The sequence below is a fragment of the Microbacterium sp. NRRL B-14842 genome, from assembly GCF_050470785.1.
Genome location: NZ_JBFLUM010000001.1, coordinates 2498110 through 2524095 on the forward strand (window position 1 = coordinate 2498110; position 25986 = coordinate 2524095).

Annotated in this window: 25 protein-coding genes, 1 tRNA gene and 1 pseudogene; 9 read left to right on the top strand and 18 right to left on the bottom strand. The window is 70.7% G+C overall.

Annotation, left to right across the window (positions count from 1 at the left end; all coding sequences use genetic code 11):
* The 5 genes from AB1285_RS12310 to AB1285_RS12330 are packed head-to-tail and all read left to right on the top strand — an operon-like array spanning position 1 to position 5920.
* The gene (locus tag AB1285_RS12310; RefSeq protein ID WP_187663235.1) at positions 1-381 is read left to right on the top strand and encodes an L-rhamnose mutarotase; all 381 of its coding nucleotides are present in this window, start codon (positions 1-3) and stop codon (positions 379-381) included.
* Complete coding sequence (rhaI, locus tag AB1285_RS12315; RefSeq protein ID WP_370428373.1) at positions 378-1544, top strand: L-rhamnose isomerase; 1167 nt, start codon at positions 378-380, stop codon at positions 1542-1544. Before AB1285_RS12310 ends, rhaI begins: the two co-directional genes overlap by 4 nt.
* Before the next feature lie 4 nt (positions 1545-1548).
* A complete protein-coding gene (locus tag AB1285_RS12320; protein WP_187663233.1) occupies positions 1549-2397 on the top strand; it encodes an alpha/beta hydrolase fold domain-containing protein in 849 nt (282 codons plus the stop codon).
* A 47-nt stretch (positions 2398-2444) separates the two neighbouring features.
* A complete protein-coding gene (locus tag AB1285_RS12325; protein ID WP_370428374.1) occupies positions 2445-4481 on the top strand; it encodes a bifunctional aldolase/short-chain dehydrogenase in 2037 nt (678 codons plus the stop codon).
* Entirely contained in the window at positions 4478-5920 is a 1443-nt protein-coding gene (locus AB1285_RS12330) for a rhamnulokinase (protein ID WP_268777639.1), read from the top strand. The genes AB1285_RS12325 and AB1285_RS12330 overlap by 4 nt, the downstream gene beginning before the upstream one ends.
* 7 nt (positions 5921-5927) lie before the next feature.
* Here the strand turns inward: AB1285_RS12330 and AB1285_RS12335 are convergent, their stop codons facing one another.
* The 4 genes from AB1285_RS12335 to serS all read right to left on the bottom strand — a co-directional run bounded on the left by AB1285_RS12335 (position 5928) and on the right by serS (position 9485).
* A complete protein-coding gene (locus AB1285_RS12335) occupies positions 5928-7187 on the bottom strand; it encodes an LCP family protein (protein ID WP_187663230.1) in 1260 nt (419 codons plus the stop codon).
* A 48-nt stretch (positions 7188-7235) separates the two neighbouring features.
* Positions 7236-7320 (bottom strand) — tRNA-Ser (locus tag AB1285_RS12340).
* Positions 7321-7362: 42 nt separating this feature from the next.
* Complete coding sequence (locus AB1285_RS12345) at positions 7363-8184, bottom strand: HAD family hydrolase (RefSeq protein ID WP_187663229.1); 822 nt, start codon at positions 8182-8184, stop codon at positions 7363-7365.
* Positions 8181-9485, bottom strand: a complete 1305-nt coding sequence (gene serS / locus AB1285_RS12350) for a serine--tRNA ligase (RefSeq protein WP_187663228.1) — start codon at positions 9483-9485, stop codon at positions 8181-8183. The genes AB1285_RS12345 and serS overlap by 4 nt, the downstream gene beginning before the upstream one ends.
* 57 nt (positions 9486-9542) lie before the next feature.
* Here serS and AB1285_RS12355 point away from each other — a divergent pair, with 57 nt between their 5' ends.
* Positions 9543-10541, top strand: a complete 999-nt coding sequence (locus AB1285_RS12355; protein ID WP_370428375.1) for a diacylglycerol/lipid kinase family protein — start codon at positions 9543-9545, stop codon at positions 10539-10541.
* A 15-nt stretch (positions 10542-10556) separates the two neighbouring features.
* On the opposite strand, the gene AB1285_RS12360 is transcribed toward AB1285_RS12355, so the two are convergent.
* From AB1285_RS12360 to AB1285_RS12370, 3 genes are all read right to left on the bottom strand, one after another.
* Positions 10557-11303, bottom strand: a complete 747-nt coding sequence (locus AB1285_RS12360) for a hypothetical protein (protein ID WP_370428376.1) — start codon at positions 11301-11303, stop codon at positions 10557-10559.
* Positions 11304-11360: 57 nt separating this feature from the next.
* Entirely contained in the window at positions 11361-12821 is a 1461-nt protein-coding gene (cls, locus tag AB1285_RS12365; RefSeq protein ID WP_363588017.1) for a cardiolipin synthase, read from the bottom strand.
* An 86-nt stretch (positions 12822-12907) separates the two neighbouring features.
* Positions 12908-13081 carry a hypothetical protein gene (locus AB1285_RS12370; RefSeq protein WP_167627854.1) on the bottom strand — a complete coding sequence of 58 codons (174 nt, stop codon included), beginning with the start codon at positions 13079-13081 and terminating at the stop codon, positions 12908-12910.
* 112 nt (positions 13082-13193) lie between these two features.
* On the opposite strand from AB1285_RS12370, the gene AB1285_RS12375 reads away from it, so the two are divergent.
* On the top strand, positions 13194-14309 hold the full coding sequence (locus AB1285_RS12375; protein ID WP_268777641.1) for a DUF4192 family protein: 1116 nt from the start codon (positions 13194-13196) through the stop codon (positions 14307-14309).
* An 11-nt stretch (positions 14310-14320) separates the two neighbouring features.
* Here AB1285_RS12375 and lysS read toward each other — a convergent pair whose 3' ends face one another.
* Positions 14321-15853 (bottom strand): lysine--tRNA ligase, encoded by a 1533-nt coding sequence (lysS, locus tag AB1285_RS12380; protein WP_187663223.1) that lies wholly within the window; start codon positions 15851-15853, stop codon positions 14321-14323.
* A gap of 121 nt (positions 15854-15974) precedes the next feature.
* On the opposite strand from lysS, the gene AB1285_RS12385 reads away from it, so the two are divergent.
* Entirely contained in the window at positions 15975-17825 is a 1851-nt protein-coding gene (locus AB1285_RS12385) for a DUF2207 family protein (protein ID WP_370428377.1), read from the top strand.
* A gap of 26 nt (positions 17826-17851) precedes the next feature.
* Here AB1285_RS12385 and AB1285_RS12390 read toward each other — a convergent pair whose 3' ends face one another.
* Both AB1285_RS12390 and AB1285_RS12395 read right to left on the bottom strand, forming a co-directional pair.
* On the bottom strand, positions 17852-18544 hold the full coding sequence (locus AB1285_RS12390) for a DUF2520 domain-containing protein (RefSeq protein ID WP_259953614.1): 693 nt from the start codon (positions 18542-18544) through the stop codon (positions 17852-17854).
* A gap of 2 nt (positions 18545-18546) precedes the next feature.
* Positions 18547-19506 carry a PH domain-containing protein gene (locus AB1285_RS12395; protein ID WP_429977496.1) on the bottom strand — a complete coding sequence of 320 codons (960 nt, stop codon included), beginning with the start codon at positions 19504-19506 and terminating at the stop codon, positions 18547-18549.
* Between the two features lie 212 nt (positions 19507-19718).
* Here AB1285_RS12395 and AB1285_RS12400 point away from each other — a divergent pair, with 212 nt between their 5' ends.
* The gene (locus AB1285_RS12400; protein WP_429977501.1) at positions 19719-19967 is read left to right on the top strand and encodes a hypothetical protein; all 249 of its coding nucleotides are present in this window, start codon (positions 19719-19721) and stop codon (positions 19965-19967) included.
* Between the two features lie 110 nt (positions 19968-20077).
* Here AB1285_RS12400 and AB1285_RS12405 read toward each other — a convergent pair.
* The 8 genes and pseudogenes from AB1285_RS12405 to ftsH form a co-directional block, all read right to left on the bottom strand.
* Positions 20078-20503 (bottom strand): annotated as a pseudogene (locus AB1285_RS12405) (PH domain-containing protein); the annotation flags it as partial.
* A gap of 86 nt (positions 20504-20589) precedes the next feature.
* Positions 20590-21171 (bottom strand): PH domain-containing protein, encoded by a 582-nt coding sequence (locus AB1285_RS12410; protein ID WP_259953608.1) that lies wholly within the window; start codon positions 21169-21171, stop codon positions 20590-20592.
* Complete coding sequence (locus tag AB1285_RS12415) at positions 21122-21604, bottom strand: DUF3180 domain-containing protein (RefSeq protein WP_259953606.1); 483 nt, start codon at positions 21602-21604, stop codon at positions 21122-21124. The genes AB1285_RS12410 and AB1285_RS12415 overlap by 50 nt, the downstream gene beginning before the upstream one ends.
* The gene (folK, locus tag AB1285_RS12420; RefSeq protein WP_370428378.1) at positions 21601-22137 is read right to left on the bottom strand and encodes a 2-amino-4-hydroxy-6-hydroxymethyldihydropteridine diphosphokinase; all 537 of its coding nucleotides are present in this window, start codon (positions 22135-22137) and stop codon (positions 21601-21603) included. The genes AB1285_RS12415 and folK overlap by 4 nt, the downstream gene beginning before the upstream one ends.
* Positions 22134-22529, bottom strand: coding sequence for a dihydroneopterin aldolase (gene folB, locus AB1285_RS12425; RefSeq protein WP_259953603.1), 396 nt, complete (start codon positions 22527-22529; stop codon positions 22134-22136). The genes folK and folB overlap by 4 nt, the downstream gene beginning before the upstream one ends.
* Positions 22530-22563: 34 nt before the next feature.
* Positions 22564-23373, bottom strand: coding sequence for a dihydropteroate synthase (gene folP / locus AB1285_RS12430; RefSeq protein ID WP_259953601.1), 810 nt, complete (start codon positions 23371-23373; stop codon positions 22564-22566).
* A complete protein-coding gene (gene folE / locus AB1285_RS12435; RefSeq protein ID WP_370428379.1) occupies positions 23370-23981 on the bottom strand; it encodes a GTP cyclohydrolase I in 612 nt (203 codons plus the stop codon). Before folE ends, folP begins: the two co-directional genes overlap by 4 nt.
* 1 nt (position 23982) lies before the next feature.
* The gene (gene ftsH / locus AB1285_RS12440; RefSeq protein WP_187663214.1) at positions 23983-25983 is read right to left on the bottom strand and encodes an ATP-dependent zinc metalloprotease FtsH; all 2001 of its coding nucleotides are present in this window, start codon (positions 25981-25983) and stop codon (positions 23983-23985) included.
* Between the last annotated feature and the right edge of the window lie 3 nt (positions 25984-25986).

Genomic DNA, 25986 nt, shown 5'->3' on the forward strand with positions numbered 1-25986 from the left:
ATGACCCGCGTCGCCTTCCAGCTCCAGGTGAAGCCCGAGCTGCTGTCCGAGTACCTCGCCCGCCACACGCCGGTGCGTCCCGAGATGCTCCGCGAGATCGCGGCCGCCGGCCGGCGCGACTACAGTCTCTTCCTCGGTGCCGGCGGCGTGCTCTTCGGCTACTACGAGACCGATGACGATGCGGCCGCGCAGGCCTACCTCGCCGCCTCCCCCGTCGCCGCACGCTGGGAAGCCGAGATGGCCCCCTTCTTCCTCGACCTCGACGGCCGTCCCGATCAGGCCGCCACCCCTCTCACCGAGGTGTTCCACCTCGAAGACCAGCTCGCCGCCGCCGGCGAGAGCGCCACACCCGCCACCGACAACGAAGGCCGTGCATCGTGAGCATCCTCACCCCCGACATCCTCGCCGCGCTCGAGAAGCAGAGCATCGAGCTGCCCAGCTGGGCGTTCGGCAACTCCGGGACCCGGTTCAAGGTGTTCAGCACTCCCGGCACGCCCCGCGACCCGTACGAGAAGATCGCGGACGCCGCGCAGGTCCACGCCCACACCGGGCTCGCCCCGACCGTGGCGCTGCACATCCCGTGGGACCTCGTCGACTCGTTCGACGACCTGCGACGTCACGCCGAGGACCAGGGCGTCTCCCTCGGCACGGTGAACTCCAACACCTTCCAGGACGACGACTACAAGTTCGGCGCCCTCACCCACGAGGATGCGGCCGTCCGCCGCAAGGCCATCGATCACCACCTGGCCTGCATCGACGTCATGGACGCGACCGGCAGCCGCGACCTGAAGATCTGGCTCGCGGAGGGCTCGAACTATCCCGGGCAAGCGGATCTGCGCAGGCGGCAGGATCGGCTGCACGATTCTCTGCAGCAGATCTACGCGCGCCTCGGCGACCACCAGCGCCTCGTGCTCGAGTACAAGTTCTTCGAGCCCGCGTTCTACCACACCGACGTGCCGGACTGGGGGACGTCCTACGTGCAGGTGACCGCCCTCGGTGACAAGGCGATGGTCTGCCTCGACACCGGTCACCACGCGCCGGGCACCAACATCGAGTTCATCGTCATGCAGCTGCTGCGCCTCGGGAAGCTCGGCTCGTTCGACTTCAACTCCCGCTTCTACGCGGACGACGACCTCATCGTGGGTGCCGCCGACCCGTTCCAGCTGTTCCGGATCCTGTTCGAGGTGATCCGGGGCGGAGGGCTGAACAACCCCGACGTCGCGTTCATGCTGGACCAGTGCCACAACATCGAGGACAAGATCCCCGGACAGATCCGCTCCGTGCTGAACGTGCAGGAGATGACAGCGCGTGCGCTGCTCGTCGACCGCGAAGCCCTGACGACCGCTCAGCGCAGCGGGGACGTGCTGACGGCGAACGCCGTCTTCATGGACGCCTTCTCCACCGACGTCCGTCCGGCGCTGGCCGAATGGCGAGAGGGACGGGGTCTCCCCGCCGACCCGATGGCGGCCTACGCGGCCTCCGGGTACGGGCAGCGGATCGCGGAGGAGCGCGTGGGCGGCGTGCAGGCCGGCTGGGGGGCCTGAGCCGATGACCGCGCACGACATCCGCGACCACGTCCTCGACGGCCCGCACGGTCCGCTGCGTGTGCGCGTCTACTCCTCGAAGTCGCCGAGCGGCCACGGCCTGGTCTGGGCGCACGGCGGCGGATTCGCGGGCGGCGACATTGACATGCCGGAAGCCGACGCCGTCGCACGAGCGTTCGTAGATCGGGGAATCGCGGTCGTGAGCGTGGACTACGCTCTCGCCCCGATCACCCCCGAGTGGACCGCGCGCCTCGGCGCGCCCGAACGCGGCGGCGTGCACTACCCCGTCCCGCACGACGAGATGGTCTTCGCGTTCCGCTGGGCCGCCACGTCGGACGTCGCCACGCGAGGATGGGCGATCGGCGGAGCCAGCGCAGGTGGCAACCTTGCGACCGGCGCGGCGCTCCGCCTCTCCCACGAGGGCGGCATCGTGCCCGCTCTCGCCGTCCTCGCCTACCCGACGTTGCAAGCGGTGCAGGCGGCGCCCGGCCCAAAGCTGCGCGCCCTGCTCGACGGAGATCCTTCCGCCGACGTGTTCACCCCCGACTTCGTGCGTGGCATGTATGAGAACTACCTCGGCGGCGACCCCGAGACGGCGGACGTCTATGCCATCCCCGGCACCGCAGCATCCGCGGCGCTCGTCTCCTTCCCGCCCACCATCATGGTCAACGACGAGACCGACGAGCTCCGCGTGTCCGGCGAGACATTCGCCCGAGCCCTCACCGCCGCCGGCGTCGAGGTCGCCGTCGCTGTCGAGCCGGGCACCACCCACGGCCATCTCAATCGCCCCGAGGAATCCGCGTTCGCCTCGACGATCGATCGGTTCGCGGCTCGGATCCTGCAACTCCCCTGACTCTCCGGCGCCGACCGGGTATTTTCACTTACGAACCGAGGACTCGCATGACGAACCCCACCGCCGCCGAACTACTCGCGCGGAGCAACCGCCTGGGCGCCGACCCCAAGAACACGAACTACGCCGGCGGCAACACGTCCGCCAAGGGCACCGAGATCGACCCCGTGACCGGGCAGCCGGTCGAGCTCCTCTGGGTCAAGGGGTCGGGCGGGGACCTCGGCACGCTGACCGAGAACGGCCTGGCCGTCCTCCGCCTCGACCGCATGCGCGCGCTCGTCGACGTCTATCCGGGCGTCGAGCGGGAGGACGAGATGGTCGCCGCCTTCGACTACTGCCTCCACGGCAAGGGCGGCGCCGCCCCCTCGATCGACACCGCGATGCACGGCCTGGTCGACGCCCCGCACGTGGACCACCTCCATCCCGACTCGGGCATCGCGATCGCCACCGCCGCCGCCGGCGAGGAGCTCACGAGAGCGATCTTCGGCGACCCGGTCGTCTGGGTGCCGTGGCGCCGCCCGGGCTTCCAGCTGGGGCTGGACATCGCGGAGATCAAGGCGGCGAACCCGCAGGCCATCGGCACGATCCTCGGCGGACACGGCATCACCGCCTGGGGCGATTCCTCCGAGGAGGCAGAGGCGAACTCCCTCTGGATCATCGACACCGCCGCCGCCTACATCGCGGAGCACGGGTCGCCCGAACCGTTCGGCGGCACGCGCTCGGGCTTCGGGGCCCTGCCGGAGCCGGAGCGCCGCGCGCGGGCGGCCGCCCTCGCCGGAACCATCCGCGGGCTCGCGTCGACGGACAAGCCGATGGTCGGTCACTTCACCGACAGCGACGTGGTCCTCGACTTCCTCGCCTCCGAGAAGGCCCCGGCCCTCGCCGCCCTCGGCACGAGCTGCCCCGATCACTTCCTGCGCACCAAGGTCAAGCCGCTCCTCCTCGACCTCCCTGTCACGGCGACCGTGGAGGAGCAGACCGCACGGCTGCGGGAGCTCCACGCCGCCTACCGCGCCGACTACCAGGCCTACTACGACGCCCACGCCACGGCCGAGTCGCCGGCGATCCGCGGCGCGGATCCGCTGATCGTCCTCGTGCCCGGCGTCGGCATGTTCTCGTACGGAGCGAACAAGCAGACCGCGCGGGTCGCCGGCGAGTTCTACGTGAACGCCATCAACGTGATGCGCGGTGCCGAGGCGCTGTCCACGTACTCCCCCATCTCCGACGCCGAGAAGTTCCGCATCGAGTACTGGGCGCTGGAGGAGGCGAAGCTGCAGCGCATGCCGAAGCCGAAGTCCCACCAGGGCCGCATCGCCCTCGTCACCGGTGCCGCGAGCGGGATCGGCAAGGCCATCGCGACCCGCCTCGCCGCGGAGGGCGCCTGTGTGGTCGTCGCCGACCTGGACCTGGACAAGGCCAGGGCCGCGGCCGCCGAGCTCGGGAACGACGACGTGGCGATCGGTGTGGCCGCGAACGTCGCCGACGCCGATGCGGTGCAGGCCGCGATCGACCAGGCGGTGCTCGCGTTCGGCGGCATCGACCTCGTGGTGAACAACGCCGGCCTGTCGCTGTCGAAGCCTCTGCTGGAGACGACCGAGAAGGACTGGGATCTCCAGCACGACGTGATGGCGAAGGGCTCGTTCCTCGTCTCGAAGACCGCCGCGCGCGTGCTCATCGACCAGGGACTCGGCGGCGACATCATCTACATCTCCTCCAAGAACTCCGTCTTCGCCGGCCCGAACAACATCGCGTACTCGGCGACGAAGGCCGACCAGGCGCACCAGGTGCGGCTGCTCGCCGTGGAGCTCGGCGCGCACGGCATCCGGGTCAACGGCATCAACCCCGACGGCGTGGTCCGCGGGTCCGGGATCTTCGCCTCCGGCTGGGGAGCGAACCGGGCGGCCACGTACGGCGTCAAGGAAGAGGACCTCGGCCAGTTCTACGCCGACCGCACGATCCTCAAGCGCGAAGTCGTGCCGGAGAACGTCGCGGACGCCGTCTATGTGCTGACCGGCCCGGAGCTGAGCCGCACCACCGGTCTGCACATCCCCGTCGACTCCGGCGTCGCCGCGGCATTCCTGCGATGACCGACGACCGCTCGCCCGCGACCGTACGGCACGTCCGTGCGGTCGCGGCGGTGGATCTCGGCGCCACGAGCGGTCGGGTGATGATCGGCCGAGTGGGGCCGGGCGTCCTGGAGCTCGAGCCCGTGTCGCGGTTCCCGAACGGACCGGTGACCCGCGCCGACGGTCTGCACTGGGACTTCGACGCCCTCGTCGCCCATGTCCTCGACGGCCTCGCGGAAGCGGTGCGCCGGGAACCGCACATCGAGTCCATCGGCATCGACTCGTGGGCGGTCGACTACGGCCTCCTGCGTGCCGGTGAGCTGCTCGCCGAGCCGTTCCACTACCGCGACGACCGCACCGCCGGCGGCGTGGACGAGGTCCACGCCCTGGTCCCGTTCGAGGAGCTCCACGCCCGCAACGGCCTGCAGTTCCTCCCGTTCAACACGCTCTACCAGCTCCGGGCGGACGAGCTCCGGCACGACGCCGACACCGCGCTCCTCATCCCGGACCTCCTCGCCTTCCTCCTCACCGGTGCCCGCGTCGCCGAACGGACCAACGCCTCGACGACAGGCCTGCTGAACGTGGAGTCCGGCACCTGGGATGTGGCGCTCGCGACCCGTCTCGGGATCGACGCCTCCCTCCTGGCGGACCTCGTCGATCCCGGCACGGTCATCGGCCGGCTGCGCCCGGAGGTGGCAGAGCGCATCGGCGCCGATCTGCCGGTGATCGCGGTCGGTTCGCACGACACCGCGTCGGCGGTGGCCGCCGTTCCGATGACGTCGCCCCGCGCCGCGTACATCTCCTGCGGCACCTGGGGGCTGGTCGGTGTGGAGCACGCTCAGCCGATCCTCACGGACGCGGCCAGGGAAGCGAACTTCACCAACGAACGCGGTGTGGACGATCGGTTCCGCGTCCTCCACAACGTGACCGGTCTCTGGCTCCTCAGCGAGACCGTGCGCGCGTGGGAGAGCGAAGACGGCAAGGCCATCGACCTGTCAGGGCTTCTCGACCAGGCGGCCGCCACAGCGCCGCCCTCCGCCGTGTTCGACGCGAACGACCCCTCGCTGTCGGCCCCCGGGGACATGCCGACGCGTATCGCTGGCCTCCTGCACGCACACGGTGCCGTCGCGCCCACCGATCGTCCGGCGTTCGTGCGGCTCGTCGTGGAGAGCATCGCCGCCGCGTTCGCCGACGCGGTCCGCACGGCGGGCCGGCTCTCCGGGCAGTCTCTCGACGTCGTCCACCTCGTCGGCGGCGGGTCTCTCAACCGGCTGCTGTGTCAGGCGACGGCGGACCGCACCGGGCTTCCCGTCCTGGCAGGGCCTGTCGAGGCGACAGCCCTCGGCAACGTCCTCGTCCAGGCGCGGGCTCTGGGCGCGGCGCCGGCCGAGCTCTCGGAGCTTCGCGCCCTCGTCGCCGCGACGCATCCGCCGGCGGCCTATCGCCCGCGGAGCTCCTGAGTCCCGCTCAGCGCACGTTGCCGTTCGAGCACGTCTGCTGCGCGGCGGAGTTGCCCTTGATGGAATCGGGAAGCGCCACGACGTCCGGAGCCGTCGTGGGGGTCGGCGTCGCCCCCTGTGTCGGCGTGGTGGGCTCCGTGGGCTCGGTCGGAGTCGTCGGTTCCTCCACGACGACGCCATCGTTGCTGGTGTTCTCGTGCGTGATCTGCAACTGGGCGTTGGCCTCGATCGCGTCCCAGAGGGCGGCGGCGGCCTCCTCGTTCGGCACGACCTTGTTCGGGTCGTCCCAGTCCTCCAGGGTCGGATACTGCACGAACACGATGTCCTCGAACGGCACCGACTTCACGGCCAGCGCGATCTGCACGATCATCATCGGGTCGGCGAGCGACGTGCTCGTCTCCAGGTTCTGGATGCCGGTGTTGGCGAGCTTCAGCATGACCGGCACGTTGCCCAGCACCTCGCCGCTGATGAGCTTGCGGGCGAGACTGGACATGTACTGCTGCTGGTTGCCGATGCGGCCCAGGTCGCTGCCGTCGCCGACGCCGTGCCGGGTGCGGAGGAACTGCAGAGCCTCGAGGCCCTGGACGGTGTGCGTGCCGGCCGCCATGTCCAGACCCGTGTAGCGGTCGCGGATCGGGTTCGCGAGGCAGACGTCGACCCCGCCGATCGCGTTGGTGATCTCGATGACACCACCGAACGTCACGGAGGCGGCGAACTGCACCTCCTGGTCCGTGAGCGCCGAGATCGTACGGACGACGCAGTTCAGCCCGCCGTCGGTGTACGCGACGTTGAGCGGCTGCTTGCTCATCGCGGCCGTGGCGTTGCCGTCCTCGTCCTCGCACGACGGGATGGGGATCATGAGGTCACGCGGGAAGCTGACGACGGTGATCCGCCGCGGCTCCTCGGACACGTGCACGAGCAGGTTCACGTCGTTGAGCGTGCCCTCGGCGTCGCCGCCGGTGCACCGGTCGCCGAAGTACTGCTTGTAGTCGTCCTCGCAGGTGTCGACTCCGGCGAGGACGAGGTTGAACCCACCCTTGTAGGCCCCGATGTCCGGCGGCAGGTCTTCCTGCCCGTCGAGATCGACGGCGTTCGCGGAGACGGTGCTGGAGAAGTCGAGGTAGAAGTAGGCCGCGACGCCGATGCCGCTGACGAGCACCACCGCCATGCTGATCGCGAGAAGCCGGAGGAGCTGGCTGACGGGACCGGGCGAGCGCAGCTGACCATGTCGCGCGACGGTGCGGCGGCGTCGGGTGTTCTCGCTCACTCGGGCCCTTTCGGATTCAGCGACGGCGGGGGTACCGCGCTCAGGAAGCGGAGGGTGTGGGATTCGAACCCACGAGACATCTCTGCCCACTGGTTTTCAAGACCAGCTCCATCGGCCGCTCGGACAACCCTCCCGACAGAAACTTCTGTCGACCAGGCGCGAGTCTAGCCGAGTTCTATTCTCCGGCGTCGACCTGGGCGGGCGCTGGAAGCGTGTTCAGGGCGGCGGCGAGCCCTCCCCGCTCGACGTCGGCGGTGATCTCCCCCGCGGCGTCCTTCACCTCGACCGGCGCCTGTCCCATGGCCACCGCGCGTCCGCCGCCGCTGCGGGCCCAGCCGAACATGCCGATGTCGTTGCGTCCGTCCCCGGCGACGAGCACCCGCGCAGCATCGAGACCGAGTTCGTCCCGCACACGCTCCAGGGCCGTGCCCTTGTCGACGCCCTGCGGAGCGATGTCCAGCCAGGCCGTCCACCCGATCGCATAGGAGACCTCGTTGAGGCCGGCGTCGGCGACGAGCCGATGGAAGTCGTCCTCGTCGTGTCCGGGCGAGACGACGACGATTCGGGAGACGGGAAGGGCTCCGAGCTCCTCGAAGTCGACCTGGCGTCCGCCGTCGAGAGTCCAGTCGTCGAGCTGCTCGGTGAACAGGCGCTGGCCGGAGCCGAGCTCGACCATGTACCGGGCGTCCGGGAGCCGATCCCGCAACAGGGCCAGCACGGGTGTCGGGTCGAAGGTCTCGACGTGCCAGCGCTCCCAGTCATCCCCGTCTCGGCGCATCGTCACGGCACCGTTGGAACACACCACATAGTCGGCGGTGAGGCCGAGCTCCTCCACATAGCGGCGGGTCGCCATCCAGCTGCGGCCGGTGGCGATGGTGACCACGTGCCCCGCTTCGCGGACTCGGGTGATGGCCTCGGGCACCCCGGGGCTCATCGTCTCGTCCTGGAGGAGGATGGTCCCGTCGACGTCGAGGCCGACCAGCCAGGGCGCCGTCACCGGGTGCTCTGCTCGTCGGCGAGCGGGCGGATCACCTCGAGTCCGCCGAGGTAGGGGCGCAGGACCTCGGGGACCCGTACCGAGCCGTCCGCCTGCTGATGCGTCTCGAGCAGGGCGACGATCCAGCGCGTGGTCGCGAGCGTGCCGTTGAGGGTCGCGACATGCTGGGTCTTCGGCGCCGTGCCGCCCTCCTCCGCCGCCGGGCGGTATCGCACGTCGAGACGACGCGCCTGGAAGGTCGTGCAGTTCGACGTGGAGGTCAGCTCGCGGAACGCTCCCTGGGTGGGGACCCATGCCTCGATGTCGTACTTGCGGGCTGCGCTGGACCCGAGGTCACCTGCCGCCACATCGATCACCCGGTACGCGAGACCGAGCGAGGTCAGCATCTCCTCCTGGAGAGCGACGAGGCGCAGGTGCTCGGCCTCGGCGTCCTCGGCCGTGGTGTAGACGAACATCTCCAGCTTGTTGAACTGGTGCACGCGGATGATCCCGCGGGTGTCCTTGCCGTGCGAGCCGGCCTCACGGCGGTAGCAGGTCGACCATCCGGCGTAACGGAGCGCGCCAGGTGCCAGATCGACGATCTCGTCCTTGTGGTAGCCGGCGAGGGCGACCTCGCTCGTGCCGACCAGGTAGAGGTCGTCGTCCTTGTCGAGGTGGTAGACCTCATCGGCGTGCTCGCCGAGGAAGCCGGTGCCCTGCATGATCTCGGGGCGCACGAGGGTGGGCGTGATGAGCGGGACGAAGCCGTTCTGCAGCGCCTTGTCGAGAGCGAGGTTCATGAGCGCGATCTCGAGCCGGGCGCCGATCCCGCGGAGGAAGTAGAAGCGCGCTCCGGAGACCTTGGCCCCGCGCTCCATGTCGATGGCGCCGAGCATCTCACCGAGCTCGAGGTGGTCGCGCGGCTCGAAGTCGAACGCGGGGACCTCGCCCACGCGGCGCAATTCGACGAAGTCCTCCTCACCGCCGGCGGGGACACCGTCGATGACGACGTTCTCGATCCGCGCCAGTGCCGTGGCCGCGGCCTCGGCCGCCTCGTTCGCCGCGTGCTGCGCCTGCTTGACCCGGTCGGCGAGGTCCTTGGCCTGCGCGACCAGGGCGGCCTTCTCCTCCTTGGGTGCCTTCGCGACCTGCTTGCCGAACGCGTTCTGCTCGGCGCGCAGCTCCTCGAATGCGGCGAGCGCGGCGCGGCGCGACCGGTCGGCCTCGAGTGCGACGTCGACGGTGCTCTGGTCGTTGCCACGGGCAGCCTGCGAACGGCGGACGATCTCCGGGTTGTCGCGGAGGAGTGCGAGGTCGATCATCCCGCAAGTCTACGAGGTGCGAGGGGAGGGCCCGGGCGGGCGGTCTAGAGTAGCGCCATGACCACGAGTCCCCCCGTCCTGAAGCAGGCGGCGCTCGTGTACAACCCGGTGAAAGTGGACGGGAAGCGCCTGCGCGCTCAGGTCCGCGACCTCTCCCGCGAAGCGGGGTGGGATCACCCCGCTTTCTATCCGACGACCATCGAGGACGCGGGGCAGGGGGCGACGGCGGAAGCGCTCGCACGCGGGGTGGACGTCGTGCTCGTGGCCGGCGGCGACGGCACGGTGCGGGCGGTCGCCGAAGCCATCGCCCGCACGGGTGTCCCACTCGCGATCCTCCCGAGCGGCACCGGGAATCTCCTCGCGCGGAACCTCGGCCTCCCGCTGACCGACCCTGCGGAGATGATCCGCGCCGCGCTGGGCGACTTCCACCATCCGATCGACATCGGGTGGGCACGGATGACCAGGGAGGACGGCAGCGAGGAGGAGCACGCCTTCGTCGTGCTCGCCGGCATCGGTCTCGACGCCGACATGATCGCCAACACCCGAGCCGACCTGAAGAAGTCCGTCGGCTGGATCGCGTACGTCGACGGCGCGGCCCGGTCCCTTCCGCGCGCGAAGCCCTTCCGCGCCGTGTACCAGATCGGCACGGGACGCCTGCACTCCACGAAGGTGCACAGCATCCTGTTCGCGAACTGCGGCACCCTCCCCGCGGGCATCTCCCTCATCCCGGACGCCTCCATCACGGATGCCACCCTCGACGTCGCGGTCATCCAGCCCACCGGCGTGCTCGGCTGGCTGGGCGTCTGGCGGAAGATCTGGTGGGACAACTCCGTGCTGCGCCGCTTCCGCGCCGGACGCTTCGTGCTCGATCGCCGCGGCACGGACGCGTCCGTCCACTACTTCCGCGGCGCCCGCGCCGAGGCCGCCGCACCCGGCCCCACGCCGATCGAGCTCGACGGCGACGAGTTCGGGGAGGCCGTGCACGTCACCTGCCGGGCGGACCCCGGTGCGCTCCTGCTGGCGCTGCCCACCGGGCACCCGGTGCACATCATCTGACCAGGGGCTGCGGACTCAGCGCACCTCGACCGTGCCGTCGAGGCCGCCGCCGACGAGCGTCAGCTGGAACGGACCGTCGTCGTCGACGTCATCCTCGGGGAATTCGACCACCGTGGCCCGCGGCGCCATGTCCATGGTGCAGACCTGGTTCTCGTCGGTGACGAAGGTCACGGTCCCCGTGGATCCGTCGGCCTCGGCGGATTCGACGACCGGAGCACAGCTGGAGGACCCCCAGGTCAACAGGACGAGCCCGCCGTCGTCGAACCAGCCGGCCGACGGCTGGTACTCGGTCGCCGAGCCCGGCGTCGCCGTGGCCTCGGGGTCGGCATCGACATCGATCTCGTCGAGCAGGTCGCCGTAGGTCACCACGAGGGTGATGTCCTTCGTCGGGTCCACGCCCTCGGGCAGAGCGCCGACGCTCGCCCGCGGCGCGAGGTCCGCCGTGCACGCCTGCTCCGTCGCGCCATCGCCTTCAGGTTCGACGAGGGTGACCGAGACCCGCTGCCCCTCGGCGGTGATCTCGTCGACCTGAGGCAGGCACGTCGAGGATCCCCAGCTCACGATGGCGAACATCCGCGCGTCGTCGAGAAGCGTCGCGTCCATGTCGTCCTGCTCGTCGCTGCTCCCGGCGTTCCCGGGGCCGCTGGAGGGATCCGACGTGGTGTGCGGTGCGGTGCCGCCCGGGCCCACCGTGCAGCCGGCGAGGACGAGGGCCGCGGCGAGCGCGGAGGACACGGCGATCACGAGCCTGCGGGGAGTCATGCCCTCAGGGTAGCGGCGGGTTCCTCCGCCCGAAACGGGGGTTGACGGAATGCCCGCTCACTGCAGTGCGGAGGTGAGCCGCGCGAGGTTGTCGAGCACGGTGGAGCGCAGGGGCTGCTGCATCCATTCCTCGAGGCTCAGCTCCCTGCTCAGCGACCGGTACTTGTCCTCCACCTCGCGCATCTCGGCGACGAACTCCTCGCCGCGCACGAGCATCGAGACCTCGAGGTTCAGGCCGAAGGAGCGCATGTCCATGTTGCTCGAGCCGATGACGGCGACCTCGTCGTCGATGGTGAGGCTCTTCGTGTGGAGGATGTACGGCTTCCGGTACATCCAGATCCGCACGCCGGCGCGCAGCAGCGCTTCGTAGTAGCTGCGCTGCGCGTGGTAGACCATCGCTTGATCGCCCTCCTCCGAGACGAACAGCTGCACCTCGACCCCGCGGTCCACGGCCGCGGTGACCGCCAGCAGCAGGGCCTCGTCGGGCACGAAGTACGGGCTGACGATCATGATCTGCTTCTTCGCCGCGTAGAGGAGCGCGAGGAACAGCCGCAGGTTGTTCTCGACCTCGAAGCCGGGGCCGGACGGCACGACCTGGCAGTCCAGGTCCCCGGAGCCGATGTTGGCGTGGGAGATGTCGATCTCTTCGAGCACCTCATCGGTCTCGCTGTACCAGTCGCTGAGGAAGATCGCGTTGACGCTCAGCACGACGGGTCCGTCGAGCCTGACCATCAGGTCGACCCAGTGCAGACCGCGCCGGATGTTCTTCGGCAGGTTGTAGGTGGAGTCCGTGATGTTCTGCGAGCCCAGGAAGGCGATGTTGCCGTCCACGACGAGGAGCTTGCGGTGGTTGCGCAGGTCCGGCCGCTGCATCTTGCCCTTGAGCGGCTGCACGGGCAGCATCAGGTGCCACTCGGCGCCCATCTCGTTCAGACGCGCGATGGTCTGGCGATAGCGGGGCTTGCCGCGGTTCGCCCAGTGGTCCAGGAGCACGCGCACCGCCACGCCCCGCGCGGCGACCTCCTCGAGGGCGCGGAAGAAGTTGTCCGTCGAGTCGTCGGACTGCAGGATGTAGAACTCCACGTGCACGTAATCCTGCGCGGTGCGGATGGCCTCGGCCATCTCGTCGAGCGACTCCTGGTAGTCCGAGATGAGGTGCGCGCCGTTGTCCCCGGAGAGCGGCAGGGCACCGAGGCGCTGGTTCATCTGCACGATGGGACCGAACCATGCGGGGGCGTTGGGTCGCAGCGTCCCGAAGTGCAGGTGCTCGCTCGTCTCGGCGATGTACTCGTTGATCTGTTCCTGCTTCCGGCGCCGCGCGCGCGGCAGGCGGGGGTTCCCGATCAGCAGGAACAGGAAGACGCCGACCACCGGGATGAAGAACACGGCGAGGAGCCAGGCCATCGCCGCGGTGGGGCGGCGGTTGCGCGGAATGACGATGACGGCGGTGACGCGGATGATGATGTCGAGCACCAGGACCACGGCGGCGACCCACCAGCCCCAGGACTCCGCGGTCATCACGCCCCCTCACCCACACCGGGGATCGTCACCCCGGGGCGCACCGGACCCGGCGCGCTCGCTTCACAGTAGCGGATGGGTCGGACTCAGGCCCGCGGAGGCAGCCCGCGCGCGGCGCGTTCCTCGGCCTCGATCTGCGCATGGACCTTCCGTTCCGTGCGGTCGAACCGCAGGATGCCGCGGAGCACGACGAAGAAGACGATGCTGACGCCGACCGTCGGCAGGAGCGACCATGCCGCGGCGAGCCAGAAGTTGTCCATGCCTCCATCGTACGCGAGCGACTGATCGTGCACAGGCGGCGCTTCTCAGGATTCTCATCCACATGGGTCCATCACCGGTCCGACGGGCGCGAAGGCACGCGAACCTCTCCTCATGACAACCGTGCTCCGCGCCTCCGACTCCGCCCAGTTCCTCAGTATCGTGCCCGCACTCGCCGGCTTCACGCCGCGCGAGAGCATCGCCCTCCTCCCGTTCCACGGCACCCGCAGCGACGGGGCGATGCGCCTCGACCTCCCTGACGCCGCCGTCCCGGTCCTGCACTACGCCGCAGCGGCGGTCGAGCTCGTCGTCCGTGTCCCTGGCACCGACGCGGTGGCCGTCGTGGTGTACACCGACGAGCCCTCGCAGCGCACGCCTGACGGCCTGGTCCTGCCGCACGCCGTGATGGTCGACACACTGCTGGGCTGCGCCGAGGGAGCGGGCCTGCGCGCCGTCGAGGCCCTGTGCGTGACGCCCGAAGGATGGGCCCGCTACGACGACGCCGAGCCGGCGCTCCATCCGCTGTCGGACATCGTTCCCCCGCCGGACGCCTCCGCGCTCGGCGACGTCTCCGGCGACCAGTTCTCCGGCGCGGGACTCCCGCCGGTTCCCGCCGCAGAGGAGCAGCAGGTCGCGCGCGTGCTGCGCGGGCTCGACGGCGCGCTCCCGTCCGGGCCTGCCGGGGCCCCCGATCCGGCGGACGCGGAGGTGATCGCGGCGTACGCCCTCCTCGACGACATCCCCGCCTTCCTCGAAGCCGTCGCCCTCGCCCGTGAACCCCTGCAGCCTCTGGCCGCCGCAGCGCTCGTGTGGTGCCTCGGGCGCCCGCCGGTGCGCGACGCGGCCATCGCCCAGTGGGCCACCGATCACCGCCGCGGGATCCACACCATGGAGGCGCAGCTGGCTTTCGCAGCCTCCGGCGCTCCGGTACCCGACGACATCGGACGGGTGTTCCTCGGTCGCGGCCCGGCGCCGGACGGCGAGCGCCTTCGCACCGCGCTGCACGCCGTCCGACACGCCACTGCCCTGGCGCCACGAGAAGCGCGTCCCGGACCGCTCACGGTCGCCGCCTGGCTCTCGTGGGCGCTCGGCCGCGCCACGCACGCGGGACGCTACCTCGACATGGCCAGGGAGATCGATCCGGACTACAGCCTCGCCCTGCTCCTGGACACCATGATGTGCGGTGCCGTGCTGCCCGAGTGGGCCTTCCGCGGGCGGCGTGGAGAGTGAGCGGCTCGCGGCTACTTGACCAGCGGGAAGAGGATCGTCTCGCGGATGCCGAGGCCGGTGATCGCCATCAGCAGGCGATCGATGCCCATGCCCATGCCCCCGGACGGCGGCATGCCGTGCTCCAGCGCCCGCAGGAACTCCTGGTCGATCGGCATGGCCTCGACATCGCCGCGCGCGGCGAGCTTCGCCTGCTCCTCGAACCGTTCCCGCTGGATGACCGGGTCGACGAGCTCGGAGTAGCCGGTCGCCAGCTCGAAGCCACGGATGTAAAGGTCCCACTTCTCCACGACGCCCTCGACGGACCGGTGCTCGCGTACGAGAGGCGACGTGTCGACGGGGAAGTCCATGACGAAGGTCGGCCGCACGAGGTCACCCTTCACGAAGTGCTCCCAGAGCTCCTCGACGAGCTTCCCGTGCGTGGCCTGGGGCGGCACGTCGACGCCGTTGGCCTCGGCGAAGGCGATCAGGTCCTCGACGGCGTCCGTCGGCGTGACGGTGCGGCCGGAGGCGGCCGACAGCGACTCGTACATCGAGATGCGGTCCCACTCGCCGCCCAGGTCGTACTCGGTGCCGTCCGCCCAGGTCACCGTGGTCGACCCGGCGACGGCGACCGCCGCCTGCTGGACGAGCTCCTGGGTGAGCGCCGCCATCTGGTTGTAGTCGCCGTAGGCCTGGTAGGCCTCGAGCATCGCGAATTCCGGGCTGTGGGTCGAGTCGGCGCCCTCGTTGCGGAAGTTCCGGTTGATCTCGAACACGCGCTCGATACCGCCCACGACCGCGCGCTTCAGGTAGAGCTCCGGCGCGATGCGGAGGTAGAGCTCGGTGTCGAAGGCGTTGGAGTGGGTGATGAAGGGTCGGGCGGATGCGCCGCCATGCTGCACCTGCAACATGGGAGTCTCCACCTCGAGGTAGCCGTGCGCGGCGAACGTGGACCGCAGGCTGGCGTTCACCGCGGCGCGTGCGCGCACGGTCGTCCGCGCCTGTTCCCGCACGATGAGGTCGAGGTAGCGGCTCCGTACCCGGCCCTCTTCGCTGAGCTCGGCGTAGGCGTTGGGGAGCGGCAGGATCGCCTTCGAGGCGATGGCCCAATCATCCGCCATGATCGACAGCTCACCGCGGCGGCTGGAGATGACCTCGCCGTGCACGAAGACGTGGTCCCCGAGGTCGACGAACTCCTTCCACTCGGCGAGCGACTCCTCGCCGACGTTGGCCAGCGAGACCATCGCCTGGATCCGGGTGCCGTCCCCGGCCTGGAGGGTGGCGAAGCAGAGCTTGCCGGTGTTGCGGCTGAAGACCACGCGGCCGGCGACGCCGACGATCACACCGGTCTCGGCTCCGGGCTCGAGGTCGCCGTACTCCGCCCGCAGGGCGGGGATGCTGTGCGTCACCGGCACGGCGACCGGGAACGCCCCGCCGCCCGCGTCCGCGCGCTTCTCGATCAGGCGCTCGCGCTTGGCGAGGCGGACGGCCTTCTGCTCGTGGATGTCCTCTTCGGCGGAAGAGGCGGCCGAGGCCGTTTCGGGCGCGGCGGGCGCGTCAGTCATGTGCGGGGCTCCTTGGAAGTCGTACCCAGTTTACCGAGATGGCGCGGCGGACTCCGGCCGGTCGGGCGGAGACCGACGGCGGGCGTTCTTCCCGCGGCGCGGGGCTCGGTAGCCTCGAACCATGGCCCCCACCCGGATCCTCCGCGCCAGCGCCGTCCTCGCCCTCGCCGTCATCCCGGTCCTCGCCCCCTCGGTCGCCATGGCCGTGGAACGCCCGGCGACGACGGTCGCTGCGGCCGCCGATGTCGACGACTTCTCGTACGCATCCTGGGATGCGGTCTACGACGTCGGACTCGACGACGATGGCCGGGCGCGCATGCAGGTGACGGAGACGGTGGTCGCCCGCTTCCCCGACGCCGACCAGAACCGCGGCATCGTGCGGGGCCTGGCGACGACGTACAAGGGCGCCGGCATCGACACCCGGGTCATCGCGGTCACCGACGAGGACGGGACCGCGGTCCCGTACGAGACCGAGGAGGACGACGGGACCCTCTTCGTCCTCACCGGGGACGACGACTTCGTCCATGGCCTCACCACCTATGTCATCGAATACGAGATGCGCGACGTCATCGTCGGGAGCGCACCCGACGCGTCCGGTTCCCGCGCCGCGGACGAGTTCTACTGGGACCTCCTCCCCCTCGACAGCACGCAGCCGATCGAGGCGTTCCGGGCAGACATCCGATTCGATGCCGCCCTGAGCACCCATCTCACCGGGGCGACGAAGTGCTACATCGGTCCTTCCGGTTCCACGGAGCCCTGCGACCTCGAGGGACCGGTCGCAGACGGAGAGGCCACGACTTTCCGCGTCGAGGCCGCACCGCTGCCGGCGGCGGACGGGGTGACGGTAGCCGTCGGCTTCGACCCCGGCACGGTGGTCCAGCCATCCGCGCGGACCCCCGACCCCGTCGCCGATGTCGGGCCGGTGGTCGCCGCCGTCGGCGCCGTGGGTCTCGCGGCGGCCGGCTGGGCGGCGACCGTGGCCGCCGACCGACGTCGACGCCGCGCCACCGGGATCATCGTGGCGCAGTACGACGTCCCCGATGACCAGCCGCCCCTGCTCGCCGCGGCGCTCATCCCCGGCGCGAAGAACGTCGTCCCGGCGGAGATCGTCCACCTCGCCGTCCGCGGCACGCTGCGCATCGAGGAAGGGGCGTCGGACGAAGCGCCCCGGCTGCGACGACAGCCCCAGGGCAGCGCGCCGAGTCCCCTCGACCAGGCTGCGCTCGACGCGCTCTTCCCCCACGCGGATGCGGACGGCGTCGTGGACCTGCCGGCCGAGAGCGAGGCCTTCGCGACGCGGATGACCGCGCTGACGACGAAGGGCCAGGAGGAGGCCTCCCGCCGGGGCTTGACGACCAGGGTGCGGAGCCGCGCTGCCGTCATCCTGCAGTCCGTGGCCATCGCCGTCGCCGTGGTGGGTCTCGTCGTCGCCATCGTCGCCGTGGCATCCGGTCGCCTGTCTGCGGGACCCGCGCTTCTGGCCATCTCCGTCGGGACGCTGCTCGTCGCGGCTTCGAGCTTCTTCACCTTCTCTCGGCACACGGTCCTCACTCCGGAGGGAGCGCGGGCGTACGAGCACCTGCAGGGGGTGCGCGAGTTCATCCGCGTCGCGGAGGAGGATCGGTTGCGGATGCTGCAGTCCTACACCGGCGCGGAACGGCGCACGGAGGAGGGCGCGGACGTCATCCATGTGTACGAGCGCCTCCTCCCCTACGCGATGCTGTTCGGCATGGAGGACGAGTGGGGCCGGGTGCTCGAGACGGCGTACAGCCGGGAGGCGCACGGCCCGACGTGGATCGGCGACCCCACGTCCTTCGCTCTCCGCACGTCGCTCGTGGCGTTCATGAGCTCCTCCACGGCGGCCGCGACCTACTCGGCCCCGTCCACCGGTACGTCGTCCAGCACCGGCGGCTCGTTCGGCGGAGGCTTCTCCGGGGGCGGCGGTGGCGGCGGCTTCTCCGGCGGACGCTGAGCCGGGGTCACGGCGCGGGCGCGTGATCAGACGAGAGGTGGCGGGTCCGAGGCGTCGCGCAACGCCCGCTCGACGGTCGACTGCACCAAGGCCGACAGGAAGCCGCCCGGATTCTCGACCCCGATCTCCCGGAGCCGCGAGGTGGACTGTCCGATGATCGAACGGGAGAACTCCGTGGCCGTGGCGATCGCGTCGGCATAGGCGGCACGGTCGGCCTCCGCGATGACGACCGGTTCGCACCCCATCTCGACGGCCAGCGCCTGGGCGATCGGAAGCACGGCGGCGGGAGCGGTGACCGCCGCGAATCCTGCCTGCAACTGCCGGAGATCGATCGAGGTCCCGGTGAACGTGATCGCCGGATGCACCGCCAACGGGATGGCGCCGCGCTCCGCCGCCGGGCGCAGGACCTCGATGCCCTGTGCCGGATCGGTGTGGAGGACGAGCTGGCCGATCTGCCACCCGCCGAGCTCGGCGATGCCCGAGACCAGGGCCGACAGCTCAGCGGAAGGGACCGCGAGGATCACCAGTTCGGACCGCCGCACCACCTCCTGCGTCTCCAGCACCGGGACGCCGGGGAGCACCGCCGACGCACGCTCGTCGTCCGACCCGCTGGTGATCCCGACGATCGCGTGCCCGGCCCCGGCCAGCGCCGCGCCGATGACCGGTCCGACCCGCCCCGCGCCGATGATGCCGACGCCGAGACGGCCGTCGCGCACCACGCTCACTCCTCGCGCGGCGCGTCGGTTCGCGCCGGCGGCGCGGGCGGCGCGGTCGGCGCCGGCGGGGCCGAAGGCGCGGTCGTCTGCGGCGCCGGCGGAGCAGGTGGGGGTGCGACCGGGGGCGCCGTGACGGGAGGGGCCGGAGGCGGTGCGACCGGGGGCGCGGTCACCGGAGGCGCCGGCGGCGGCGTCACCGCAGGAGTCCGCACCGGCGGAGCAGGTGGGGCCGCCGACCCCGGGGATGCGGAGGGCGGCGCGACCGGGGGCGCGGGTGCCACGGACGGGGCTGATGCCGGGCCGCCGAACACGGGAGGCGCGGGAGGCATCGGAGCGGCAGGACCGCCGAACTGCGGCGGAGCGGGCGGCGCGACGGGAGCCGCGGCGTGCTCGCTCCACCGGTGGGTGTGGTCGCGGGATGCCGCTTCGGCGGCGGCGATGCTGACCTCGTCGAGCAGTGCGAGGGCATCGGCCCGCTCGAGACCCGACAGGAGGCCGGTGATCGGTCCGGGCACGGTGTGCACCTGGGCTCCGGAGACCGCCTGAGCCCGGTCGATCGGCCCCTGACTGAGCGACACACCCTGGAGACGCGCGAGCGGGAAGACCGCGAGCTTGCGCCACACGATGCCGCGGCGCAGCAGCAGTCCGTCCGTCGTCAGCGCGTATCCGTGGCGCTTCCAGGAGACCGGCCGCCGCCACCACGCCCGGCGCGGCATCGTCCGGTAGGGGTCGTTCTCGGCCGGACCGACGACGCCCTGATCCCACAGCGCGGGGATGCTCTCCGCCGGGACGTCGGGCAGCACGAGCGACAGCACGCGCTCGACGTCCGCGCGCTTGCCGACGGGCAGCACGACGTTGAACTGCTGACCGCTGCTCGACGACTGCTGGCGGCGCTCTTGTCCGCTCATTCGGTTGATCTTGATGGTCCACCAGCCGAACGGCCGCCAGAGCAGGGACTGCGACACCTCGACCGCGAAGATACGGCCGGCGGGAGGGTCTCGGTGACGGTGGTGAGCAGTCCGTAGGTGATGCGCACGTCCGTCGGGGTGGGCGCGATGGAGTACCGCAGCGACTTCGAGATCTGCGCCCAGGTGATACCGACGACCGCGATGAGCATCGGACGCCCATGCCGAGACCGATGCCGAGGAGGACGATCCCGCCGTCGGGATCCCCGTCGATGAGGACGCCGATCAGGGTGCTGCCGATCGCGATGGCGAAGATCACGCCGAAGAACACCAGCCACAGCAGCCCGGAGATGAGCTGCGAGCCGATCAGTCGGCCGGCGGGGATCTTGACGACGCTCTCGGGCACGACGTCCTGCAGGTCCACTCCGGCGAGCAAGCCGTTGACGCCCTCGTTCATCGAGCCGACGAGCTGTGCGCGCGCGGAGGTCGGAGCGGACCCGTCGGGCGTCGCTGCGCCCTGAGGGTCGAGGGCGGCGTGCCGTGCGGCGCGCGCGCCCGAGGCGAGTCGGAGGATCTCGGCGCGCACCCCCTCGGCCCGCGGCGTCGCCAGGTACTCCAGCGCGACGTTCGCATCCGTGCCCGCGCCCACGACCTCGAGCTTCGCGAGGCCGATGATGCGTGCGGGGAACGGCCGCGTGAGGTTCACGCCCTGCACGCGGTCGAGGGGCGCGCGGCGATGGGAGCGGAAGATGATGCCCTTTCGCACCTCGACGTGGTCGCCGGTGATGCGGAACTGCTGGAAGCGCCAGACGAACCAGAAGACCGCCACGAGCACCACGACGAGCGCCAGGACACCCAGCAGCGCGATCAGGGCGAAGTTGTTCGCGAGCACCCAGTCCACCGGGTCGCCCCCGGTGTACTCGTCGTAGTGCGCCTCCTCCGGCGCGAACTGCCCGACGAGCCAGGCGATGACCCGGTCGCGCATGTTCGCGATCACGATGCCGCCCACGATGATGAGCGCCAGGCCGCCCTTGAACAGCGGCGTCAGCGGATGCATCCGGTGCCATTCGCCGTCCGCGAGGTGCGTCGACGGCGTGCCCGCGGAGGTCTGCCCCGGCGCGGCGGTGGGAAGCTGCGACTCGCTCACAGGCCGGTCCGGCGGGTCTCGGCGACCTGGATCAGCGTGTCGCGCAGCGCCTCGGCCGCTGCCTGGGTGAGGCCGGGGATCTGCACACCGGTGGTCGCCGCCGCGGTGACCATCTTGAGCTGGGAGATGCCGAACGCCCGGTCGAGCGGCCCCTGGGTGATGTCGACGAGCTGCATACGCCCGTACGGCACCGCGATCATGCGCTGCCACAGGATGCCCTTGCGGAATACGATGTCGTCCGCCCGCAGCATGTAGCCGATCGCCCGCGCCTGTCGCGGGAGGATGATCAGCGTCACGAGCGTGATGAGGATGATCATCCCGGCCGGGATCCACACCCAGTCCTGCTCGAGCACGATGTTCAGGACGATCGCGGCGGCAACGACGATGGCCAGGAAGATGACGTTCTGCACGATCTGCGACACGACGTAGCGCGGCGAGATCTGGTGCCAGGTGCCGTCGAGCTCGAGGCGGGACTCGTTGCGTGCCGTGCGCAGCCGCGTGTACGTGCCCTGGTCGAGGGCGTCGAGGTCAGTGCCCTCCGCCGGGTTCAGGGGCGCGGTCTCTGGGTTCTGAGTCATCAGGATCCTTCGGCAGGGTGCAGAACTGTTCGGCGACGAGAGCGGCGACGACGAGCACGACCGCACTCGCGATCAGCGCCACCATGGCCACAGTCGACCCTATCGGGGGATCGATGGGGCGCGTGAGGAGGAAGGCCAGCAGCCCGGCGCCGAAGCCGGCCAGGATCGCGCCCAGCAGGCTGGATGCCCGGGCGAGGGTCGCGGCCCGCAGGGCACGGAACGGGTCGATGCGCACCCCGGACCGGACGCTGCGCCGCACCGGCCAGGCCACCCCGAGCGATGCGCCGGCGATGAGGACGAGCAGCACCGGGAGGAACAGGGACGGCGTGAACGTGGCTCGACCGGTCGCCGTGAGCATCTGGTCGAGGATGAACCCCGCACCGGCGCCGACGAGCGCGAGGACGGCGAGCAGCCCGGCAGAGGTGCGCTTCATCCCTCGCCTCGCGCGCGGAGGTCCGCCGCCAGATCAGCGACGCGGCGCCCCGCGAGCTCGGCGTCGGGGGCGACGTCGAGCCAGGGCTCCAGGACGAACAGCCGCTCCGCCGCCCGCGGATGGGGCAACTGGATCCGGGGGTCGTCCGAGACGACGTCGCCGTAGGCGATGAGGTCGAGGTCCAGAGTGCGGTCACCCCACCGCTCGCCGCGGACGCGACCGTTCTCGTCCTCGATGGCGTGCAGCATGCCGAGGAGGATCTCCGGAGCGAGGCGCGTGGTCACCAGAGCCACTGCGTTCACGTAGCCGGGGGCGTTGGGATCGGGGCCGTCCACGCGGAGCGCCACCGTCTCGAACAGGCGCGACAGGCGCACGTCGGAGACGAGCGGAAGACGCCCGATTCGTGCCGCCGCAGCGCGGATCGTGTCCTCGCGGTCGCCGAGGTTGGCGCCGAGCGCCACGACCGCCACCGTCTCCGGGCGTGGCGGCCGGGGGCCCGGCACCTCCGGCGGGCGCGTGAGGTTGCGGCTCATGTCGTGATGTCCTCCAGCGACTCCGGCGCCCGCGTCCGATGCACCGTCACGGCCACATCACCGAAGGTCAGCGGGATCGGCGCCTGCGGCTTGTGCACCGTCACGGTCACCTGCTGCACGCGGCGGTCGCCGAGGGCGACGTCCGCGATCCGCTCGGCCAGGGTCTCGATGAGGTTCACCGGCTCACCCGACACGACCGCGGCCACGCGCTCCGCGAGCTCGCCGTAGTGGACCGTGTCGGCCACGTCGTCGGAGGCGGCGGCCTGTTCGAGGGAGAGCCGCAGCCGGAGGTCGACCGTGAACTCCTGCCCGTTCTCCCGCTCGTGCGGGTAGACGCCGTGGTGGCCGAACACAGTCAGCCCTGTCAGCACGATCTCGTCGAGGAAGTCCATGCCTCTAGGGTACGGTGACGCTCCGACTCCGCACTCAGCCTTCCCAGGCGCGGGTGATCGCAAGGGCGTCGCGGGTCCCCGCGACGTCGTGCACGCGCACCGCCCAGGCGCCGGCGCGCATCGCGAGCGCACTCGTCACCGCGGTGGCGAGGTCCCGGCGCTCCTCGGAGACGCCGTCACTGCCCGGCGCCGCCGACTGCAGCACGTCGGCGAGGAAGCGCTTGCGCGACGTCCCGACCAGCACGCGGAAGCCGAGGCCCACGATCTCGTCGAGGCCCCGCAGCACATCCCAGTTCTGGCCGCCCGCCTTGGCGAACCCGATACCCGGGTCGACGATCACGCGGGACGGCGCGATGCCGGCGGCCGCCGCCTCCCCGATCCGCTCGCGCAGCTCGCCGGCCACCTCCCGGGCGACACGGCGATAGTCGGCGTTCGCGTACATGTCGGCGGAGAAGCCCCGCCAGTGCCCGATCGCGAAGTCGGCTCCCGACTCCGCCACCGCGGCGCGCATGTCGGGGTCGGCGAGCCCGCCGGAGACGTCGTTGACGATGCGCGCCCCCGCACGGACGGCCGCCGCCGCGGTCGACGCGTTGAGGGTGTCGATGCTGACGACGACGCCGGCCGCCGCGAGCTGCTCGACGACGGGAAGGACGCGGCGCTGCTCCTCCTCCACCCCGACGCGCTCCGCCCCCGGCCGGGTCGACTCTCCCCCGACGTCGAGGACGGACGCCCCTTCGGCTCGCAGGCGAAGGCCGTGGGCGACCGCCCGGTCCGCGTCGAGGTAGCGCCCGCCGTCGCTGAACGAGTCGGGCGTGACGTTGACGATGCCCCAGATCCCGGTCATGCGCGCGACGTCCCGCCCCCTGGCACGGTCATGCCGATCAGGGTCACCAGTTCCGCACGTGCCACCGGATCGGTGTAGACCCCGCGCGCCGCGATGGTCAGCGTCGAGGCCTCGGTCTGCCGTCCACCCCGCATCGTCACGCAGCCGTGGCTGGCATCGAGCACGACGAGCACGCCACGGGCATCGAGGTTCTCGGCGATCGTGTCGGCGATCTGCTCGCCCAGCCGCTCCTGCACCTGCGGCCGCGCGGCGAGGATCTCGACGACGCGCACGAGCGCACCGAGACCGACGACCTGCTCGCCCGGAAGGTAGGCGATGTGCGCATGCCCCGCGAAGGGCAGCAGGTGGTGTTCGCACACCGAGCGGAAGCGGATGTCGCGCAGGAGCACCGCGCCGGAGGGCAGGGTGTCCGGCGCCGGCCCGCGGGTCACGCTGATCGTGTGCGCGAGCGGCTCGGCGGGATCCTCCCCCACCCCGGCGAAGAACTCCGCGTACAGCTCGGCCATCCGGGAAGGAGTCTGCTTGATCCCCGGGCGATCGGGGTCCTCGCCGATCGCCTCCAGGAGTTCCCTGGTGAGCCATTCGACGCGTCCCTTGTCGACGGTCACGTCACGCCGTCGCGGGACGAGGGCTGCCCGCTCCGGCGGAGCCCTGCTGCGGGCGCGGCGGGGTCGTCGGCGCCTCGACGGAGGCGGCGAGCGAGACGTCCTTCTTCGGGACCTCGATCGGCGGCCGCTCCGAGACCGGGCGGTCCTCACTCGACAGCCACAGCGGACGCTCCGGGAGCTTCTTCACCTCGGTGAAGATCTCGGCGATGCGGTTGTGGTCGAGGGTCTCCTCCTCGAGGAGGGCCAGAGCGAGACGGTCGAGGATGTCGCGGTTCTCGCTGAGCACCGCGTACGCCTCGTTGTGCGCCTGCTCGATGAGCGCCCGCACCTCGGCGTCGACGCGCTCCGCGACCTTCTCCGAGTACTCGCGGCCGCGGCCCATGTCGCGGGCGACGAACATGTCGCCGCCCTCGGTGCCGAGCTTGACGGGGCCGACCTGCGTCGTCATGCCGTACTCGATGACCATCTTGCGAGCGATCGAGGTCGCCTTCTCGATGTCGTTCGAGGCACCGGTGGTCGGGTCGTGGAAGACGATCTCCTCGGCGACGCGGCCGCCCATGGCGTAGGTGAGCTGATCCTGCAGCTCGTTGCGGGTCACGGAGTACTTGTCGTCCAGCGGCAGCACCATCGTGTAGCCGAGCGCCTTGCCGCGGGGCAGGATCGTGATCTTCGTCACGGGATCCGTGTAGTTCATCGCCGCCGCCGCGAGTGCGTGTCCGCCCTCGTGGTACGCCGTGATGAGCTTCTCCTTGTCCTTCATCACGCGCGTGCGGCGCTGCGGACCCGCGATCACACGGTCGATGGCCTCGTCGAGGGCGCGGTTGTCGATGAGCTGCGCGTTCGAGCGGGCCGTGAGCAGCGCGGCCTCGTTGAGCACGTTCGCCAGGTCGGCACCGGTGAAGCCGGGGGTCTTGCGGGCGACGACCTCGAGGTCGACGTTCTTCGACAGCGGCTTGCCCTTGCTGTGCACCTCGAGGATCTTCTGGCGACCCTTGAGGTCGGGGGCGTCGACGCCGATCTGGCGGTCGAAACGTCCGGGGCGCAGGAGCGCGGGGTCGAGGATGTCGGGACGGTTGGTGGCCGCGATCACGATGACGTTCGCGTTCGGGTCGAAGCCGTCCATCTCGACGAGCATCTGGTTCAGCGTCTGCTCGCGCTCGTCGTTTCCGCCGCCCATGCCGGCGCCGCGGTGGCGACCGACGGCGTCGATCTCGTCGATGAAGATGATGGCCGGAGCGTTCTCCTTGGCCTGGCTGAAGAGGTCGCGCACGCGGGAGGCACCGACGCCGACGAACATCTCGACGAAGTCGGAACCGGAGATCGAGTAGAACGGGGCGCCGGCCTCGCCGGCGACGGCGCGGGCGAGGAGGGTCTTTCCGGTTCCGGGAGGGCCGTACAGCAGCACGCCCTTCGGGATGCGGGCGCCGATGGCCTGGAACTTCGCCGGGTCCTGCAGGAACTCCTTGATCTCGTGGAGTTCCTCGATCGCCTCGTCTGCTCCGGCGACGTCCGCGAAGGTGACCGTCGGGGTCTCCTTGTTGACGAGCTTGGCCTTGGACTTGCCGAACTGCATGACCTTGCCGCCGCCGCCCTGCATGGACGACAGGAGCCACCAGAACAGCAGGCCGAGCAGCACGAGGGGAAGCAGCAGCGAGAGGAAGCCGTCGAACCAGGTCGCGCGCGGCACGGCGTCGTTGAAGCCGTCCTTCGGAGCGGCCGCGTCGATCGCGGAGACCACCTCGTCGGCGCGGGCCTCGACGTAGTAGAACTGGACGTTCTCGGAGCCCTCGAACGGCTTCGACAGCGTCATGTCCACGCGCTGATCGCCATCGGTGGTGACGACCTCGGTCACGGTCTTGCCGGAGAGCAGCTCGAGCCCCTCCTGCGTCGTGATCTGCTTCGGCGCGCCGAGGTTGGAGATCAGCAGGAATCCGCCGAAGAGCAGCACGCCGATCAGAGCGACGTAGATCAGCGGATTGCGGGTGAGCTTCTTCACATCCATGGT

Coding starts and splice junctions, on each gene's coding strand:
- AB1285_RS12310 (WP_187663235.1), top strand. CDS start 1: ATGACCCGCGTCGCCTTCCAGCTCCAGGTGAAGCCCGAGCTGCTGTCC.
- AB1285_RS12320 (WP_187663233.1), top strand. CDS start 1,549: ATGACCGCGCACGACATCCGCGACCACGTCCTCGACGGCCCGCACGGT.
- AB1285_RS12325 (WP_370428374.1), top strand. CDS start 2,445: ATGACGAACCCCACCGCCGCCGAACTACTCGCGCGGAGCAACCGCCTG.
- AB1285_RS12330 (WP_268777639.1), top strand. CDS start 4,478: ATGACCGACGACCGCTCGCCCGCGACCGTACGGCACGTCCGTGCGGTC.
- serS (WP_187663228.1), bottom strand. CDS start 9,485: ATGATCGACCTCGCACTCCTCCGCGACAACCCGGAGATCGTCCGCCGT.
- AB1285_RS12355 (WP_370428375.1), top strand. CDS start 9,543: ATGACCACGAGTCCCCCCGTCCTGAAGCAGGCGGCGCTCGTGTACAAC.
- AB1285_RS12360 (WP_370428376.1), bottom strand. CDS start 11,303: ATGACTCCCCGCAGGCTCGTGATCGCCGTGTCCTCCGCGCTCGCCGCG.
- cls (WP_363588017.1), bottom strand. CDS start 12,821: ATGACCGCGGAGTCCTGGGGCTGGTGGGTCGCCGCCGTGGTCCTGGTG.
- AB1285_RS12370 (WP_167627854.1), bottom strand. CDS start 13,081: ATGGACAACTTCTGGCTCGCCGCGGCATGGTCGCTCCTGCCGACGGTC.
- AB1285_RS12375 (WP_268777641.1), top strand. CDS start 13,194: ATGACAACCGTGCTCCGCGCCTCCGACTCCGCCCAGTTCCTCAGTATC.
- lysS (WP_187663223.1), bottom strand. CDS start 15,853: ATGACTGACGCGCCCGCCGCGCCCGAAACGGCCTCGGCCGCCTCTTCC.
- AB1285_RS12385 (WP_370428377.1), top strand. CDS start 15,975: ATGGCCCCCACCCGGATCCTCCGCGCCAGCGCCGTCCTCGCCCTCGCC.
- AB1285_RS12400 (WP_429977501.1), top strand. CDS start 19,719: ATGAGGACGCCGATCAGGGTGCTGCCGATCGCGATGGCGAAGATCACG.
- AB1285_RS12410 (WP_259953608.1), bottom strand. CDS start 21,171: ATGACTCAGAACCCAGAGACCGCGCCCCTGAACCCGGCGGAGGGCACT.
- AB1285_RS12415 (WP_259953606.1), bottom strand. CDS start 21,604: ATGAAGCGCACCTCTGCCGGGCTGCTCGCCGTCCTCGCGCTCGTCGGC.
- folK (WP_370428378.1), bottom strand. CDS start 22,137: ATGAGCCGCAACCTCACGCGCCCGCCGGAGGTGCCGGGCCCCCGGCCG.
- folB (WP_259953603.1), bottom strand. CDS start 22,529: ATGGACTTCCTCGACGAGATCGTGCTGACAGGGCTGACTGTGTTCGGC.
- folP (WP_259953601.1), bottom strand. CDS start 23,373: ATGACCGGGATCTGGGGCATCGTCAACGTCACGCCCGACTCGTTCAGC.
- ftsH (WP_187663214.1), bottom strand. CDS start 25,983: ATGGATGTGAAGAAGCTCACCCGCAATCCGCTGATCTACGTCGCTCTG.